12 protein-coding genes and 1 tRNA gene are annotated in these 15,998 nt (G+C 68.2%); 5 read left to right on the forward strand and 8 right to left on the reverse strand.

The annotated features are described in order from the left end of the window. The first annotated feature begins 122 nt into the window (after window positions 1-122). Together ACIQJ5_RS11835 and ACIQJ5_RS11840 are read left to right on the forward strand one after the other, a co-directional pair. Window positions 123-1,850, forward strand: coding sequence for an MDR family MFS transporter (locus ACIQJ5_RS11835; protein WP_231091770.1), 1,728 nt, complete (start codon window positions 123-125; stop codon window positions 1,848-1,850). Between the two features lie 9 nt (window positions 1,851-1,859). After that, window positions 1,860-2,348 (forward strand): MarR family winged helix-turn-helix transcriptional regulator, encoded by a 489-nt coding sequence (locus tag ACIQJ5_RS11840; protein ID WP_231091769.1) that lies wholly within the window; start codon window positions 1,860-1,862, stop codon window positions 2,346-2,348. Between the two features lie 62 nt (window positions 2,349-2,410). On the opposite strand, the gene ACIQJ5_RS11845 is transcribed toward ACIQJ5_RS11840, so the two are convergent. Together ACIQJ5_RS11845 and ACIQJ5_RS11850 are read right to left on the reverse strand one after the other, a co-directional pair. Beyond that, window positions 2,411-4,120: an AMP-binding protein gene (locus ACIQJ5_RS11845; protein WP_231091768.1), complete on the reverse strand. Its 1,710-nt coding sequence runs from the start codon at window positions 4,118-4,120 to the stop codon at window positions 2,411-2,413. 59 nt (window positions 4,121-4,179) lie between these two features. Then, entirely contained in the window at window positions 4,180-5,103 is a 924-nt protein-coding gene (locus ACIQJ5_RS11850; RefSeq protein WP_231091767.1) for a LysR family transcriptional regulator ArgP, read from the reverse strand. Window positions 5,104-5,173: 70 nt separating this feature from the next. Here ACIQJ5_RS11850 and ACIQJ5_RS11855 point away from each other — a divergent pair, with 70 nt between their 5' ends. Next, a complete protein-coding gene (locus ACIQJ5_RS11855; protein ID WP_231091766.1) occupies window positions 5,174-5,842 on the forward strand; it encodes a LysE/ArgO family amino acid transporter in 669 nt (222 codons plus the stop codon). Between the two features lie 500 nt (window positions 5,843-6,342). Here ACIQJ5_RS11855 and rplA read toward each other — a convergent pair whose 3' ends face one another. The 5 genes from rplA to ACIQJ5_RS11880 all read right to left on the reverse strand — a co-directional run bounded on the left by rplA (window position 6,343) and on the right by ACIQJ5_RS11880 (window position 9,326). Beyond that, complete coding sequence (gene rplA, locus ACIQJ5_RS11860) at window positions 6,343-7,029, reverse strand: 50S ribosomal protein L1 (protein WP_231091765.1); 687 nt, start codon at window positions 7,027-7,029, stop codon at window positions 6,343-6,345. A gap of 13 nt (window positions 7,030-7,042) precedes the next feature. After that, a complete protein-coding gene (gene rplK / locus ACIQJ5_RS11865; RefSeq protein ID WP_231091764.1) occupies window positions 7,043-7,474 on the reverse strand; it encodes a 50S ribosomal protein L11 in 432 nt (143 codons plus the stop codon). Window positions 7,475-7,823: 349 nt separating this feature from the next. Beyond that, window positions 7,824-8,888 carry a transcription termination/antitermination protein NusG gene (gene nusG / locus ACIQJ5_RS11870; protein ID WP_231091763.1) on the reverse strand — a complete coding sequence of 355 codons (1,065 nt, stop codon included), beginning with the start codon at window positions 8,886-8,888 and terminating at the stop codon, window positions 7,824-7,826. Window positions 8,889-8,952: 64 nt separating this feature from the next. Then, complete coding sequence (gene secE / locus ACIQJ5_RS11875; RefSeq protein WP_231091762.1) at window positions 8,953-9,216, reverse strand: preprotein translocase subunit SecE; 264 nt, start codon at window positions 9,214-9,216, stop codon at window positions 8,953-8,955. Window positions 9,217-9,253: 37 nt separating this feature from the next. Then, window positions 9,254-9,326, reverse strand: a tRNA-Trp gene (locus ACIQJ5_RS11880). A 295-nt stretch (window positions 9,327-9,621) separates the two neighbouring features. On the opposite strand from ACIQJ5_RS11880, the gene ACIQJ5_RS11885 reads away from it, so the two are divergent. Together ACIQJ5_RS11885 and ACIQJ5_RS11890 are read left to right on the forward strand one after the other, a co-directional pair. Next, window positions 9,622-11,421 carry an HSP90 family protein gene (locus tag ACIQJ5_RS11885; RefSeq protein WP_402844128.1) on the forward strand — a complete coding sequence of 600 codons (1,800 nt, stop codon included), beginning with the start codon at window positions 9,622-9,624 and terminating at the stop codon, window positions 11,419-11,421. A gap of 18 nt (window positions 11,422-11,439) precedes the next feature. Next, the gene (locus ACIQJ5_RS11890; protein ID WP_402844130.1) at window positions 11,440-14,226 is read left to right on the forward strand and encodes a hypothetical protein; all 2,787 of its coding nucleotides are present in this window, start codon (window positions 11,440-11,442) and stop codon (window positions 14,224-14,226) included. A 388-nt stretch (window positions 14,227-14,614) separates the two neighbouring features. On the opposite strand, the gene ACIQJ5_RS11895 is transcribed toward ACIQJ5_RS11890, so the two are convergent. After that, entirely contained in the window at window positions 14,615-15,985 is a 1,371-nt protein-coding gene (locus tag ACIQJ5_RS11895; protein ID WP_402844133.1) for an NAD-dependent succinate-semialdehyde dehydrogenase, read from the reverse strand. Window positions 15,986-15,998 lie beyond the last annotated feature (13 nt).

Genomic DNA, 15,998 nt, shown 5'->3' on the forward strand with positions numbered 1-15,998 from the left:
CGGACGTAGCTGGGCGTTTCATATGAACGGTCCCGAATCGGCGGGAATAGTTGGCGTCCGTCAACCATTTCACTTATCGTTGACTCTTCTCAACTACTTGAGCGAATTACACGAAAGCCGCAATGTCAGCCACCACCGCACCGCCCGCCGCCCCGGCGAAGATGACGCACCGCCAGGTTCTGGAGGCCCTCTCGGGCCTGCTCCTCGGCATGTTCGTCTCCATGCTCGCCAGCACCGTCGTCTCCTCGTCGATGCCCGTCATCGTCTCCGATCTCGACGGTGATCAGACCGACTACACCTGGGTGATCACCTCCACGATGCTCACCACCGCGATCTTCACCCCGATCTGGGGCAAGCTCGCCGACCTCACCAACCGCAAGCTGCTGATCCAGATCGCGCTCGTGATCTTCGTGGTCTCCTCCGCCACCGCAGGCTTCGCCCAGAACCCCGAGATGCTGATCGCGTCCCGCTTCGTGCAGGGCGTCGGCGCCGGTGGCCTTGCCGCGCTGAGCCAGGTGATCATGGCCGACATCATCAGCCCGCGTGAGCGCGGTCGCTACATGGGCCTGTTCGGCGCCGTGATGGCGGTCGCCACCGTGGGCGGCCCGCTGCTGGGCGGCTTCATCACCGACGTCGCCAACTGGCGCTGGAACTTCTTCATCGCGGTTCCGTTCGCCGTTCTGGCCCTCATCCTGCTGCAGACCACGCTGCACCTGCCGAAGCAGCCCCGACGCAAGGTCAGCATCGACTACCTCGGCATCGTCTTCCTCGCGGTGTCCGTATCGCTGCTGCTCATCTGGGTGACCGAGGCCGGCACGCAGTTCGAGTGGGCCAGCGCCGAGACCGCCTGGATGACCTCCATCGCCGGTGCCGCCGCCATCGCCTTCGTCGTGACCGAGCTGCTCGTCAAGGAACCGCTCATCCCGCTGTCGCTGTTCAGGAACCGCACCTTCACCCTCTCGGTGATCGCATCGATCTCCATCGGTGTCGCCATGTTCGGCACGTCCGTGTACCTCAGCCAGTACATGCAGATGTCTCGCGGCGCGACGCCCACCGAGGCGGGCCTGATGAGCATCCCCATGATGGCCGGAGTCCTGGTGAGCTCGATGGTGATCGGTCAGATCATCACCCGCACCGGCAAGTGGAAGCGCTGGGTGGTGCTCGGCTCGATCATGCTGCTGGCGGGCATCACGATGCTCGCCACCATCCGCTACGACACCAACTACTGGCTGCTGTCGGTCTACATGTTCCTCACCGGTGCCGGAGTCGGCATGGCGATGCAGAACCTCGTACTGGTGGTGCAGAACACCGCTCGTCCACAGGAGATGGGCGCGGCGTCCTCGGGAGTGGCCTTCTTCCGCTCGCTCGGCGGCACCGTCGGAGTATCCGTGATGGGTGCCATCGTCGCATCGAGTGTGACCACGCTGTTCACCGACAACAAGCAGCGCCTCACCGATGCCATCACCGAGGTCGCGAAGAGCGCGGGCCCGGAGGCGGCGAAGAAGATCAGCGACATCATGACCAGCGGCAAGCTGCCGGTCGTGCATGAGCTGCCCAACCCCTTCCGGGGCGTACTGGAGGACCTGTACGCACAGGCCATCTCGCACTCCTTCATCATCGGCATCCCGCTCGCAGCGATCGCCGTGCTGGCCATCGTGTTCCTGCCGAACATCTCGCTGACACGTCAGACCACCACCGAACGTCTGGCCGAGGACGAGGCCGGCATGGTGGCAGTCGCCACCGGCATGGCCACCACCGGCCCGATCCCGGTCATCACCGGTGCCACCCCGACCGCGGCAAGCGCCAGCGAGGCCAGCCGCTCGTCGCGGTCGGACTCGCCCCGCGAGTAGGCAGACGCGATGATGGAGGACGTGACCAGCGAGATGGACCAGTCCGCAGCGACCGACGCACGAACGGCGGCGATGCGCGCGCTGGAGTCGGAGTTCAGCGGGCTCATCGCCCGCATGCGACACCTGTACATCGAATACGCGAACCGGGTCTCGCCGGGAATGCTGCCCGGCACCTACAAGGTGTTCTCCATCATCGCGCGGCGGGGCCCGATCACGGCCTCGACGGTCGGCGAGACGCTGATGATGGACAAGGCACAGATCAGCCGCATCACCCGCGAGCTGTCCGAACTGGGGCTGGTCGAGCGCACGCCGGATCCGAAGGACGGCCGGGCGAGCCTCCTGTCGGCGTCCGAGGAGGGCCACCGCCGGATCCGCGCGGCGATGGATTCCGGCGACAACCACCTCGTGCGGGCACTGGAAGATTGGGACGTGGCCGACATCAGTCGCCTGACCGTCCTGCTCCACGCTCTCGGGGAGGGGAAACCTCCCGCACCCTGACCGTTGATCGTGCGCACATGGCTCCAATTCCCTCGGGATTGGAGCCATGTGCGCACGATGGACTACTGACGAAGTCCGGGGAAGTCCGTGTCGCGGAACTCGGGACCGCGCTCTCCGGCGGCGGCGCGCTCTCGCTCCCGGGCGCGGAGCTCAGCGCGACGGATCTTGCCGGAGATGGTCTTGGGCAGCTCGTCGACGAACTCCACCCGGCGCACGCGCGTCCACGGGGCGAGGTGCTCGCGCGCGTACCGCAGCACCTGCTCGGCCGCGGCCGGATCGGGCACCGCTGCGCCAGCGAGCGTCACGTACGCCTTCGGAACGGCCTGACGCTCGGCGTCGGGTGCGGGGACGACGGCCGACTCCGCCACGATCGGGCACTCCAGCAGCACCGACTCCACCTCGAACGGTGAGATCTTGTAGTCCGATGCCTTGAAGACGTCATCCGTGCGCCCCACATAGGTGACGTACCCGTCGGCATCCCGCGCGGCGATGTCACCACTGTGGAAGAAGCCGCCGGCGAACGCCTGGGCGGTGCGCTCCGCATCCCCCACGTACCCGGTCATCAGGGCGAGCGGGTGGCGGGAGAGGTCGAGACAGATCTCCCCCTCGCCGACCCCCTCCACCACGAGCCCGGTCTCGGGGTCCACCAGCACCGACGGAACGCCCGGCAGCGGCATGCCCATCGACCCCGCACGCACCGGAGTCCCGGGCGGGTTGCCGAGCTGCGCGGTGGTCTCCGTCATCCCATAGCCGTCGCGGATCTCCAGACCCCAGGCGTTCTTGACCTGGGCGATGACCTCCGGGTTCAGGGGTTCGCCCGCTCCCACCAGCTCTCGCAGCGAGGAGGGGCGCGCACCGAGATCAGCTTTGATCAGCATCCGCCAGACCGTGGGCGGCGCGCACAGCGTGGTCACGTGCCGCTCCCGGAGCTGGGCCAGGAACGCGGCAGCGTCGAATCGGGCGTAGTTGTACACGAGCACGGTCGCCTCGGCGATCCACGGCGCGAAGAAGCTCGACCACGCGTGCTTTCCCCAGCCGGGCGACGACACATTCAGATGCACATCCCCGGGCTCGAGACCGAGCCAGTACATCGTCGACATCATGCCCACCGGGTAGGAGACCTGGGTGTGCTCCACCAGCTTGGGCCGCGACGTGGTGCCGGAGGTGAAGTAGAGCAGCAGGCGATCATCGGGCGCCGTGCCGGGGTGCTGCGCCGGTTCCGCCGGTGTCTGGAACGCCGTCGCGAACGGGACCCAGCCGTCACGAGCTGTGGTGCAGATGCGGACGTAGTCGCCGGCAATGGTGTCGAACTTGCCGGCGTCCGCGTCGTTGCAGATCACCGCCCGCGCCTCGCCGCGTTCGATCCGATCGGCGAGGTCCGCCGGTCCCGCCGCCGTGGCCGTCGGCATGAGCACGGCGCCGAGCTTGATCACCGCGAGCATCGCCACCCATAGCTCCACCTGGTTGTTGAGCATCAGCAGCACCGAGTCGCCGCGCCCGATGCCCTGGGAACGCAGGAAGGCCGCTACCTGGTCGGAGTGTGCGGCGAGCGCGTCGAAGGTGTAGGACGTTTCACTCCCGTCGGCCTCGACGATCACCAGTCCCGGCCGCTCGTTCCCCCGCGCGAACGCATCGAACCAGTCGATCGCCCAGTTCCACCTCTCCCCCACATCGGGGAAGCGGAACTCGGCGATCGCCCGTGCACGATCGGTGCGAAGAGCCAGGAGCTGATCCCGGGCGGTCCGGTACTCGTCGGTGGGCGATGCGGCCATGCAACTCTCCTTCTGGTTTCTGACGATCGTACGCTCCGTTCATAGCGCGCGATGTGCTCCTATTCGCCAGGAATTCGGGCGATTCGCGCGCTGTGAACGGGGATCAGCACAGCTCGGGCCCGCCGGACCACGGCTTCGCCCACCTCGTCCAGCAGCGCGGAGCGCAGGTGCCACTGCTGCCAGTACAGCGGGACGTCGATCCCCACCGGCGACAGTGGGCGGATGCGCCCGCTGGCATGCGGCTCATCGGACTGGAACGGCAGCAGCTGTCCCCAGCCCATGCCCATCAGGACGGCGTCGGCGAAGTCGGCCGACGCGGGAACCCGCTGGCGCGGCGGCAGCGCCGGATCCACCCCCTGACGAATCAGCCACCGCGTCTGCAGGTCGTCGCGCCGGTCGTAGTCCACCAGCGGGGCGCGCTCCAGCGCTGCGGTGGTGACGCCCTCTGGGAACCAGCGATCGTGGAAAGCGATGGTGGCGAACGGAACGTAGCGCATCGCGCCGAGCGGCGTCACACGACATCCGGCGATGGGCTCGGCGCGCGAGGTCACCGCGGCGATGACGGTTCCCTCTTCGAGCAGTCTCACCGTGAAGTCCTGATCGTCGCGATGCAGGTCGAACACCACCGGGAGCCGGGCGCTGAGCTCGGCGATGGCGGGGAGAAACCACGTGGACAGGGAATCCGAGTTCACCGCGATCGGCAGACTGGTGAGGCTTCCCTCCTCACGGATACCGATGGCCGACATCGCATCGGCCTCCAGATGCGACAGCTGGCGAGCGTATCGGATGACCGCCTCGCCGGCCTGGGTGGGACGTACGGGGCGGGAGCGGACGAGCAGCACCTGCCCGAGCAGAGATTCCAGCGTGCGCAGTCGCTGACTCACCGCGGGCTGCGTGATGCCGAGCGCCGCCGCCGCCGGCTCGAACCCGCCCTCCGACACCACCGCGGCCAGCGTGAGCGCGAGATCGGGCGGGATCCTCATATAAGCAATGCTAATGCGACCCAACATCTCATGCCTGGTGTTTGTGCAGCGACGTTCCTAGCCTGGATCCATGCCCTTCCTCACCGGACTCGGAGTCGGCCTCTCCCTCATCATCGCCATCGGCGCGCAGAACGCCTTCGTGTTGCGGCAGGGAATCCGACGACAGCACGTCTTCATCGTCGCCCTCATCTGCGCTGCCTCCGACGCGGTGCTGATCTCCGCCGGCGTCGTCGGCGTGGGCCTCGCCCTGGAGACCGTGCCGTGGCTGGTGACCGTGGTGCGGTGGGTCGGCGTCGCCTTCCTGGTCACTTACGCGTTCCTGGCGCTGCGTCGCGCGTACAAGCCCTCGGGCGAGGCGCTGCACGCGGCAGCCGACGCCCCGACGGGGGACGCATCGGCACCGGGCACCCCGACGGGCGGAACCGCGCTCGCCACCCGGGCTGCGACGTCCTCACTCCTCGCCGTGGTCGGCGCGACGCTCGCCATCACCTGGCTGAACCCCCACGTCTACCTGGACACCGTGATCTTCCTCGGCTCCGTCGCGCAGGCCCAGGGGCCGGCCCGCTGGATCTTCGCCGCCGGCTGCATCACCGGCAGCTTCCTGTGGTTCTTCGCGCTCGCCTACGGTGCGCGCCTGCTCGGTCGCTGGCTCAGCAGCCCGCGTGCCTGGCGCATCCTCGATGTCATCGTGGCCGTGTTCATGCTGATCATCGCGGGCGTGCTCGCCTTCGGACACTGAGGCAGCGCGCAGGGTGACGTGCTGCAGGATCGGCGCGCACCGACGCCGAGTGCCGCGACGGCGGGCGGTGACGCAGCGCGGCACGGCGGTCACAGTGCGGCAATGCAGTGACAGTGCAGTGACCCGGCGCTGTCACAGTGCAGCAACACAGTGACCCAGCGCAGCAAGGCAGTGACCCAGCGCAGCAAGGCAGTGACCCAGCGCAGCCATGCAGCAATACAGTGACCCAGCGCAGCCACAGTGCGGCAAGGAGTCACAGTGCAGCAACGCAGTGAGCCAGCGCCGCCACGGCGCAGCATGATCGTGACGCAACGCCGCGCAGGAGTATGGCGTGGCAACATCGTGGTGCCGCACAGGAGTACCGCGCAGCTACGCAGCAACGCGGCGCCGTGAAGCAGCACGATGCAGCGAGAGCGCAGGTCGTGCAGCCGCGACACACGCTCCGCACGAACGACGAAGGCCCCCACCTCGCGGTGGGGGCCTTCGTGCGATTCAGCGCATCAGATGGCGTTGACATCCAGCGGGATGCCGGGGCCGAACGTGGTCGACACCGAACCCTTCTGGATGTAACGGCCCTTCGAGCTGGACGGCTTCAGACGAACGATCTCGTCGAGCGCGGCACGCAGGTTCTCGTTCAGGGCGTCAGCCGAGAACGACGCCTTGCCCACAACGAAGTGGATGTTGGCGTGCTTGTCGACGCGGAACTCGATCTTTCCGCCCTTGATCTCCTCGACGGCCTTGGCCGGGTTCGGGGTGACCGTGCCGGTCTTCGGGTTCGGCATGAGACCACGCGGACCGAGGACCTTACCGAGGCGTCCGACCTGACCCATGAGCTCCGGGGTGGAGACGGCGGAGTCGAAGTCGGTCCAGCCTGCGGCGACCTTCTCGATGAGCTCGGTGCCACCGACCTCGTCGGCGCCAGCGGCGATGGCGGCCTCAGCAGCCGGGCCGTTGGCGAAGACGATGACGCGAGCGGTCTTGCCCGTGCCGTGCGGCAGCATGACGGTGCCACGGACCATCTGGTCCGCCTTGCGCGGGTCGACCGAAAGCTTGAGCGCGACCTCGACGGTCGAGTTCATCTTCGACGAACCGGTCTCCTTCGCGAGCTCAACGGCCTCGCTCGGGGTGTAGAACTTGCCAGCCTCGATCTTCTCGGCGGCGGCGATGTAAGCCTTGGACTTAGCCATGTTGGTCTTCCCCTCAGCCCTCAACCGTGATGCCCATGGAACGGGCGGTGCCGGCGATGATCTTCGAGGCGGCCTCGATGTCGTTCGCGTTCAGGTCGGGCTGCTTGGTCTCGGCGATCTGACGAACCTGCTCCTGCGTGAGCTTGCCCACCTTGGTGGTGTGCGGGGTCGACGAGCCCTTGGCGACGCCAGCGGCCTTCTTGATCAGCTCAGCCGCCGGCGGCGTCTTGAGGATGAACGTGAAGGAGCGGTCCTCGTAGACGGTGATCTCCACGGGGATGACGTTGCCGCGCTGCGACTCGGTCGCGGCGTTGTACGCCTTGCAGAACTCCATGATGTTGACGCCATGCTGACCGAGCGCGGGGCCGATCGGCGGCGCCGGGTTGGCTGCACCGGCGTTGATCTGAAGCTTGATCAGGCCGGTCACCTTCTTCTTCGGTGCCATTTCCTCTTCCTTTCTCCGAACGAGCCAGACGGCCCGCTCTCCCGCGGTTCCGGCGGATCCGGAGCGCGGTGCAGGTCTGCACGCGATCGAAGAACGCGCACAAACCATGAAAGTCTACCGCATCCCGCGGCGAGGATTTGACCGCGTTCGGTCTCAGATCGCGTCGTTGGCCTCCATCGATCCGCACTTCTGAGACCGTGGGCCCCGCCGCTCACAGAAAGTGCGGGATCGGGAGCCGGGGACAGCGGTATGTGGGACCAATCCCCGGCCGTCGGGTGCTCCGCGTCACCGGTGGGTACAGACAACGAACCCCCACGGCGGTGCCGTGGGGGTTCGTTGACGACGTGTGTCAGATCATCTTGGTGACCTGATCGAACGACAGCTCCACGGGAGTCTCGCGCTCGAACAGGGAGACCAGCACCGTGAGCTTGCCGCTCTCGGGCTTGATCTCGGAGATCGTGCCGGGAAGGCCGGCGAACGAGCCCTCCTTGATGGTGATGGTCTCGCCGATCTCGAAGTCGACCTCGGCCGTGACGCTGCGCACCGGGGCGGAGCCGCCGGCGGCACCGGTCTTGGCCGACGCGGACTCGCGCACCTCGACGAGCGACTTCAGCATGTTGAAGGCCTCTTCAAACCGCAGCGGGGTCGGGTTGTGGGCGTTGCCCACGAAGCCGGTGACGCCGGGGGTGTGACGGACAACCGACCAGGTGTCCTCGTTCAGCTCCATGCGCACCAGCACGTAGCCGGGGATACGGACGCGCGTGACCATCTTGCGCTGACCGTTCTTGATCTCGACGACGTCCTCCATCGGGACCTCGATCTGGTAGATGTCGTCCTCGACCTCGAGCGTCGCCTTGCGCTGCTCGATGTTCTGCTTCACCTTGCGCTCGAAGCCCGCGTAGGAGTGGATGACGTACCACTTGCCGGGGAGCGTGCGAAGCTCCAGCTTGAAGGCCTCGTAGGGGTCCTCGGCCGACGTTTCCGCGTCATCCGCGTCGGACTCGGCCTCGGCGACCGCGGTGCTGTCCTCGGCGATGGCGTCCACCTCTGCCGATGCGTCGCGCACCGACTCCGTGAACTCCGGGTCGAGCACGGGCTCATCCGGCTCGCCGTTGATGTCGGGACCGTCGTACGGGGTCACGTCCTCGTCCTCCTCCATAGCAGGGTGCGCATCCAGGAATGCGTCGGCTTCCGCCTCCAGCGCCTGCTCGTTGTCATTGTCGAAATCATCGTCCGAGGCATCCGCCTCGTCATCGCCGTCCTCATCCTCGATCACGTGGATCGCAGAGGTCTCGGCGGCATCGCTCGCGCGGTCTTCGACCAGATCGATGTCACCGGTCTGGTGCTCGTCGACCTCGCTCGACTGCTCGGCCGTGGGGCCCCAGTCGGCGTCGTCGTGGAATCGTTCGGACACGGACTCTCCTTCGGTCACATCAGCCGGTGATCCGCAGTGGCACCGTGCCGGATTGCTCGGAATCTTACTCCGGCGAGCCGAACACGTACTGGGTGAGCAGCGTGAAGACCGTGTCGAGGCCGTAGACGAGGGCCATCATCACCACAACGAAGCCGAGCACCACGAGGGTGTACTTGACCAGCTCCTGGCGCGTCGGGGTGACGACCTTGCGAAGTTCGCCGAAGACCTGGCGGATGAAGAGCGCGATGCGAGCGAAGACATTCATCTTCTTCTCACGGGTGGCGCCGCTGGTCGTCGCGACATCGTCGCGCGAAGCGTCCTGATCCATCCTGCATGCACCTTTCATTGCCAGCGAGCGCTGAGCGCAGGGCGGACAGGAATCGAACCTGCAACCTGCGGTTTTGGAGACCGCTGCTCTGCCAATTGAGCTACCGCCCTAGAGATCCGGGGATCTCACGGGAGATGTCTGCATCTGCTGTGCCAGGCACAGCGAAACAATGCAGACATCGACTGCGTATCCCAGCATAGGGCATGTGCCCGGCCCTGGCGAACCACAACAGCCTCGCCTGCGTCCCGCGCGTGTCGTCGTCTCCCGCACACCGTTGGGCACGATCTGTCCGCGGAGCGCGAAACAGCCCGTGCGGACCCGGGCGGACGACTCCCCCGCTGATAGGCTCGCCGTTCCGGCGGGGCGCCGTCCCCGCCGCCTGATCGTGACGAATCCGAGGGTGGCGTGAGCGCAGACGAGCAGCATTTCCAAGTCGACCTGCGCGGTGTGGTCGATCTGCTGAGTCGGCACATCTACTCCGGTCCGCGCGTGTATCTGCGAGAGCTCCTGCAGAACGCCCGTGACGCCATCACGGCGCGCAGCGAGATCGACGGCGCCGGCGGACGCATCCGCATCACCCCGCTCAGCGAGCGCTCCGACGAGTTCGTGCTGCGCGACGACGGCGTGGGTCTCACCGCGGACGAGGTGGGCGAGTTGCTCGCCACCGTGGGACGCAGCTCCAAGCGCGACATCTTCGATCTGCCCCGTCACGAGTTCCTGGGACAGTTCGGCATCGGCCTGCTCAGCTGCTTCATGGTGGCCGATGAGATCGTGATCCGCTCACGCAGCGCGCGAGGCGGGGACCCCGTCGAGTGGTCCGGCCGCACCGACGGCACCTTCACCGTCTCGCCGGGTCCGGTGGACACGCCCATCGGCACGAGCGTGCACCTGCGCCCGCGGTTCGGGTCGGAGGACCTGCTGCGTACCGCTTCCGTGATGCAGCTCGCCCAGACGTTCGCAGAGTTCCTGGGCGTGCGCATCGACGTGGACCTCCCCGGGGGCGGCGAGAGCCGCATCGACCGCGCAGCACCCTTCCTCGATGCACGCAGCACCCCCGACGCCGCGGTCGAGTACGGGGCGGAACTGCTGGGCACCGCACCCTTCGCCGTGGTGCCGATCGATGCCGCCGGCACTGGGACGCGCGGTCTCGCCTACGTCCTCCCCTACGCTCCGCCGCCCGGATCGCACCAGGCCGCCCGGGTCTACCTCAACCGCATGCTGCTCAGCGAGCGGGTGGACGATCTCCTGCCGGAGTGGGCGTTCTTCGTCCGCGCGGTCGTGGATTCCACCGCGCTCTCCCCCACCGCCAGTCGTGAGTCCCTCGTGGAGGACGACGCGCTGGAGAACACCCGTGCCGACCTCGGTCAGGCGATCCGGCGATGGATCCTCGACCTCGGCCTCTCCGCCCCCGAGCGGCTGGCCCAGTTCGTCTCCGTCCACGAGGTGTCGCTGAAGGCACTGGTTCGCCACGACGACGAGCTGGCGCGGTTCATCACCCGCTGGCTGAGCGTGGAGACCACGATCGGCCGGATGACGATCGGGGATCTGGTCACCCGCTACCCCTCCGTCCGCTACGCGGCAACGGTAGACGAGTACCGCCAGGTGGCGGGCCTGGAGAGCGGCGCCGGCCCGCTGGTGAACGGCGGGTACCTGTACGACTCGGAGATCATCGAGCTCCTTCCGGAGCTGTTCCCCGCCGTCACCGTAGAGCGCGTGGACGTGCTCACCGAGTTCGAGCGGCTGGACCCGCCGCCCTTCGATGACCGCCCCTCGGCGATCTCGCTGGAGGATCGCGCCACTGCAGCGCTGTCCGAGGTGGACTGCACCGTGATCGTCCGCTCCCTCGAGCTCGAAGACGTACCGGCCGTCTACGTCGCCGACCCCGCGGTGCTCCGGCGCATCGACCGAGGACGCGCGCGCGGTGCCACCGGCGGCCTCTGGTCATCGGTACTGAATACGATCGACGATCAGACCGCGGCCGTGCATGAGGACTCCGCGACGAGCGCGCGGCTGTGCCTGAACTGGGCGAACCCGGTCGTACAGGGCCTCGTGCGAACCACGGGCGAACCGTTCGACCGGACCGTCCAGCTGCTCTACGTACAGGCGCTGCTGGCCGGACATCGCCCGCTCGCCCCGCGCGATCGCGCCCTCATGACGCGCGCCCTCGGCGCGATGATCGACCTGTCCGCGCGATCCGCGGACTGAGAACACCGCAGGAGTGACATGACCCAGGCCAGCGCCCGCATCCGCGAACTGTTCGCACAGATCGACATGACCCCGTGGGGTCCCGAGGAGCAATCGCTCGTCGCTGAGGCGGTGAAGCTGGCGGTCGAGCTGGGCGATGAGGAGCTGGAGTACCGCGCCCGCATGCGCCAGACCTCCTCGGCCAACATGGCCGGCGACACCGAGCTCACCCTGAGCTCATTCGCCTGGTGCCTCGGCCGTCATGATGCCGATCCGGTGCGCTTTCCCACCGACGTCGGATCCGGTGCGGATCTGATGTGGCAGTTCAAGTGGATGGCGGGATCCCTGCGCTGCTCCCCCGCTTTCACGGAAGCACAGATCGACGCCGTGCTGGACGACATGGAGGAGCACTATCGCCGTGAGGGTCTGGGCCTCAGCGGCGTGTGGATGGCCCGCTTCGAGAGCGCCTGGTCCCGGGGCCTGATCGAGGAGGCCGAGAAGTACCGCGCCCTCCTCACCAGCACGCCGCGCGACGAGCACAGCCACTGCGATGCCTGCACGCGCAGCCAGCTCGCCGGGTTCTTCGTGGATCAGGGACGGGCGGAGGAAGCGCTCGCCCTCATCGACGAGCTCGTGGAGGGCGGCTTCAGCTGCGCGGAGGAGCCCGAGCACGCCCTCGCCCGCGGTCTGCTCTCCTACCTGCGTGCCGGACGCCTGAACGATGCGGTGCTGGCGCACCGTCGCAGCTACCGGCTGGCGCGCACCGACCCCGACAACCTCGCGATCGTCATGCTGAACCTGCAGTTCGTCGTGGTGACCGGCAACTATCCGCGCGCCCTGGCCATGGTCGAGCGTCACCTCGGATGGCTGGCGCACGACGGGCTCAACGACGACGCCCACGCGGTCGCTCTCGCAACGATCGCGCTCGCCCTGGAGGCCGTCGATCGCGACGGCCACGGAGATGCCGTGGTGCGAGGTGCGGACTCCCCCTCGCTCGTCCGCTTCTTCGGCGAGCACACCGGCGCGTGGACGGCGGCGGAACTGGCCGCGGCAGCGGGCGCCGGGGCGGACCGGATCGCCCGGCTCTTCGACGCACGAAACGGCAACACCAGCTTCAGCGAGCGCATCGACGCGATCCGCGCGCTTCGTGACGAGCGCATCGAGGTGCCGTTGGGTTCGGAGGGATATGCGCCGCAGACGGCGACGGACGCTCCGGCCACGCCGGAGGAGCGACTGCATCGCGCCGTCTGCCTGGCGGACTGGGGAGCAGCGCCCGAGGCCATCGCGGCGGCCACGGCGGCTGTCGCCGACGGACTGGATGCGGCACGACTGCACGGCATCATCGTGGGCGCGCATGCGGCGCGAGACGACTGGGACGCGGCGGCCGCCGCCCTCCCGGCCCGCATCGCCGCGCTGCGCGCCGCCGGTCGCGAAGCGCAGGCGGATGTGGAGGATGCCGCCGGGCTGGCCCTGTACGGCCGCACGCAGGAGGGCGATGCCGAGAACATCGCGCACCTGCTCGCTCGTCAGGATCTGCCGGACGAGGCCCGCGGCGACCTGGAGCTGGCCGTGGCGTCGGAGCGTGTGGACAATGCCGACACGGAGGGTGCGATCACGCACACGCTGTCCGCCATCGGCGCGTTCCGCGACGCCGGCCTCGATGACCGCGTCGCCGCCGCCGAGATGGTTCTCCTGTCGCTGCGCGCGGGTAGTGGCACCCCGGTGCTCGAGGAGATCGACGAGCTTCTGGAGCGCCCCGCACTCACTGCCGGCAGCCGCGGACGGCTCCTGGAGCTGCGCGCCCGGCTGCGGGGAGCCGCGGGCGAGTACCACTCGGGTGCTCTGGACGCCGACGAGGCCAGCCGCATCGCAGCTGCGCTCGGCATCACGGCCGACGTCTACGCCGTCTACGGGCTCGCCGCGATGCTCTTCCACGATGCCGGAGCACCGGCCGAAGCCGCCGCACGCTATCGCGTGGCGGCGCGGCTGGCGGAGTCGGACGGCAACCCGCAGCAGTATCTGACGCTGCGCTACCAGCTGGGTGTCTCGCTCATGAACGCGGGTGATGCGGGAGAGTCGGCGGAGGTCCTCGCCGACACGCTCAACCGCGAGACCGAACTCGGCGTGCCCGACGCGTCCCGCGGACAGACCGCGGGAGCGCTGGCGCAGGCGTTGGAGCTGGACCAGCAGTTCGAGGATGCGATCGGGGCCTGGCAATACGCCGGCGAGCTGTTCGCCTCCGGCGGCGACCAGGTGATGTCGGCACACTGTCACGTGCACGCCGGGCGGCTGTTCGGCAAGTTCGGCATGCACGAGGAATCCGTGGAAGAGCTCACCGATGCCGTCGCGATCGCCCGCGCCCACCCCGATGAGGATGAGCTGCTGATGCGCTCGCTGCACCTGCTCGGCCAGGCCACCGGTGCTGCCGGCGATCCGGTGTCGGACACCCACCTCGACGAGGCGTACGCGATGGCAGAGGCCGAGGGCAACGCCTGGACCATGGCGGACATCACGGACTCCCGCGCCCGCGCCCGCGCGGCACGCGGCGACGTGGACGGTGCGGTCGCTGCTGCTCTGCAGGCCGCGGACGCCTTCGTATCGGCCGGGGACTCGGACGGCGCTGCGGGCAGCGAGCTGTTCGCGGGCCGAGTGCTGGCAGGCAACGGCCGCGCCGCCGACAGCGTTCCCGTCTTCCGCGCGGCCCTCGAGCACGCCGATCCGCAGGGTCCGCTGCGTCAGCTGTCTGCCATCGAGTTCGGCGAGGTGCTCGCCTCCCTCGGCCGCCACGGCGAGGCCGCCGAGATCCGCGGCATCGCGGACGCCTGAGACGGCGCTGAGGAGGACTGAGACCAGCAGCGCCGAGCTCCGGAGACGGCAGCGGAGAACTCCCGAGACGGCAGCGGAGAACTCCCGAGCCCGGCAGCGGAGAACTCCCGAGACCAGCAGCGGAGAACTCCCGAGCACGGCAGTGCTCAACTCCCGAGACCAGCAGCGCTGAACTCACGAGACCAGCAGCGCAGCACTCCTGAGACCAGCAGCGGATAACTCCCGAGACTGGCAGCGGAGAACTCCCGCGACCAGCAGCGCTGAACTCACGTGACCAGCAGCGGAGAACTCCTGAGACCAGCAGTGCTCAACTCCCGAGACCAGCAACGCAAAGGCCCTTCGGCTCGCGGCAGCACTCCTGCGCGAGTCGAAGGGCCTCTGAGCGTCCTCAGGCGGTGCGAATGAGCTTCTTGTTGACGAACTCGTCCGCTGCCAGCGTGCCCAGCTCGCGGCCGGTTCCGGAGGACTTCACGCCGCCGAACGGGAGTTCAGGAGCGTCGGCCAGCACGAGGTTCACGTACACCATGCCCACGTTGAGGCGGTTGGCCACGCGATCAGCCTGCTCCGCGTCCGTCGTGAACACGTAGGAGCCGAGACCGAACGGTGTGTCGTTCGCGAGCTCGACCGCAGCATCCTCATCCGCCACCCGGTAGACCACTGCCGCGGGGCCGAACAGCTCCTCGCGGTAGACGGCCATCTCCGGGGTGACGTCGGTGAGCACCGTCGGGTGGAAGTAGGCGCCGTCGCGCTTGCCGCCGAGAGCGAGGGTCGCTCCCTGGGAGACCGCCTCGTTCACCTGCGCCTCCAAGCGCTCCGCGGCGGCCAGCGAGGACAGCGGTCCGAGGACGGTGTCCTCCACCGTGGGATCGCCCACCACAGCGTCCCGCATGGCCGCCGTGAACTTCTCCAGGAACGCATCGTAGAGACCGTCCACGACGATGAACCGCTTGGCACCGTTGCAGGCCTGACCGGTGTTGTCCAGTCGGGCATCGACGCCGGCCGCGACGACAGCGTCCAGATCATCTGCGGAGAGCACGATGAACGGGTCGGAGCCTCCGAGTTCGAGCGCCACCTTCTTCAGGTTGCGCCCGGCTACCTCGGCCACCGCGGCTCCCGCCCGCTCCGAGCCGGTGAGGGAGACGCCCGCGACGCGACGATCGGCGATGATGTCCGCAGACTGCTCGTTCGTGGCACGGATGTTGACGTACGCGCCCTCAGGGAAGCCCGCGTCCCGGAAGATCTGGGCGATCGCCTCCGCAGACTCCGGGCATTGCGGCGCGTGCTTCAGGATCACGGTGTTCCCGTTCATCAGGTTCGGTGCAGCGAAGCGAGCCACCTGGTAGTACGGGAAGTTCCACGGCATGATCCCGAAGATCACGCCGAGTGGCGCCCGGCGGATCACCGCTGAGCCCTCGCCGCCCGAGATGAGCTCGATGGGCTCGTCGGCGGTGAGCTTCTCAGCCATGTCGGCGTAGTACTCGATGATGTCGGCGGCGAACTCTGCCTCGCCCACGGCGGCGGCCTTCACCTTGCCCATCTCGCGCACGATGATGTCGCCGAGCTCTTCGGCGCGCTCGCGGTGCAGGCGTGCCACGTTGCGCAGCAGACGCGCGCGCTCCGCGGCGGACGTGTTCACGGCCCAGTCGCGGAAAGCAGCGGATGCGGCCGCGACCGCGGCGTCCACCTCTGCGGCCGTGGCGGTGGCGTACTCGGCCACGGTCTGCCCCGTGGCGGGATTGACGACGGCATAGTCGGTCATCGGTTCATCCTTT

Source organism: Microbacterium sp. GXS0129 (assembly GCF_044769785.1).
Classification (GTDB): Bacteria; Actinomycetota; Actinomycetes; order Actinomycetales; family Microbacteriaceae; genus Microbacterium; species Microbacterium nymphoidis.